Annotated in this window: 1 protein-coding gene and 1 pseudogene; both read right to left on the bottom strand. The window is 28.6% G+C overall.

All coding sequences use genetic code 4. The annotated features are described in order from the left end of the window. The coding region (locus D9R21_RS06420; protein ID WP_126821537.1) for a type IV secretion system DNA-binding domain-containing protein at positions 1-678 on the bottom strand (678 nt) is incomplete at its 3' end. Positions 679-689: 11 nt separating this feature from the next. Further along, a pseudogene (locus D9R21_RS07575) lies at positions 690-1,478 on the bottom strand (hypothetical protein); the annotation flags it as partial.

Below are 1,478 nucleotides of genomic sequence, written 5' to 3'. Positions count from 1 at the left end.
ATTTTGATAATACTGTTCGGAAAAGTCAAACAACGACATTATCTTATCCGCTAAAATAACTTTATCTTTATTGACAAAAGGGTTATATTTTGTGTTACCACTAATTCCTCAAATAAAAGCATTGGGGTCTAGTTTTTTAACTTTATCAATTAAATCAATGTCTCCTTTGCCATCAATAATAATAGTTGTTTCACGGAATTTAAACCTTAACTCTTTTATAATTTGCATTAATGTTGTTGTTTTACCGCTACCAGTAGTGCCAACAAGAAGTGTGTGTTGAGTTAAATTAGCCTCAATTAAACCAATTTTATTGTTTAACATAACCAAATTGCTTTGTGAAATTTGGTTAAATTCTTGCTCTATTTTCTTTGCTTTTTTATTTTGTTCATAAGCAAATATATCAAAGTGTTGTCATTTCTGATAACCAATAAAACCAGCAAAGACAATCATAACGATAGTGCCAATAATTGCTGAAATTTTAAAACAAATATCTTTGCCATAAGCAGTTGAAAAAGTTTGCCAAGTAACAGCTTTCAGCCGTATTCCTGCATAACCAAGAGCAATCACAATGTTAATTAGTGAAATAAACAAGAAGAAAAATACAATAGTAGTAAAAAAGATAAAGAATGCTTTTTCAAATTTATTAAGTTTTTTATATCATTGTTTTATTTTGCGCATAAATTTATTTCCTAACTAAAAGCTTCTTGTTCTTTTTCGCTTGCTTCAACATTCAATAACATTCGGTTGTTAGCACCAATCGAAAATAGACAAGTTCCTGTTGGCGCGGTTGCAATCATATCTTTTTGATATTGATTTAATCTTCCACTTGAAGCAATTAAATTATCATAATCTTGTAAATCGCTAGCTGCTAAATGATGAACAAACTGATATAAACAGTTGTTTATTATTCCTTGCGCTTGGGTTTTAATATTCGCATTACCCATAAAATCATTTATATTTTGTGTCATAATATACAAAATACCATTATATTTACGAATTCGTTTTGTCATTTCAAACAAGAAATTTAACGCTAAGGTATTGTTTTCATTAATTAATAAATGGGCTTCATCAATAGCTATGCAAATTCATTGTTGTTGGACAAGTGGTAGGGTTTGGTTTTTTGCTTTGTTTTGTTTAACCACCTTATCTAAAAAGGAAAGCATTAAAAACAATTGAGCATTTTGTCGGTTTTTATTTGCCGTTAATTCGTGAGTATCAAAAACAATCAAATCACTTTTGAACGATAAGGTACTTATTCCATTTCACAAAGCACCATCTGCTCCTTGGGCAAGTTTTCATAAAACATTATATAAATGTGATTTGGTTTTTTCATTTTGCTCTTGTTTTTTAATTAAAGTAAACAAGTGCGATAAAGTGGGATAATCACGAGCAGTTAAAGTATTTAACTGTGTTTTATCAGTAATTTTAAAATCTTTGTATAATTTTAAAAGGATTTGTTGTAATAAACTTAAATCAAT

The organism is Spiroplasma endosymbiont of Megaselia nigra (assembly GCF_003987485.1).
In the GTDB taxonomy this organism is placed as follows: domain Bacteria; phylum Bacillota_I; class Bacilli_A; order Mycoplasmatales; family Mycoplasmataceae; genus Spiroplasma.
This window is presented reverse-complemented; position numbering and strand designations above follow the sequence as displayed.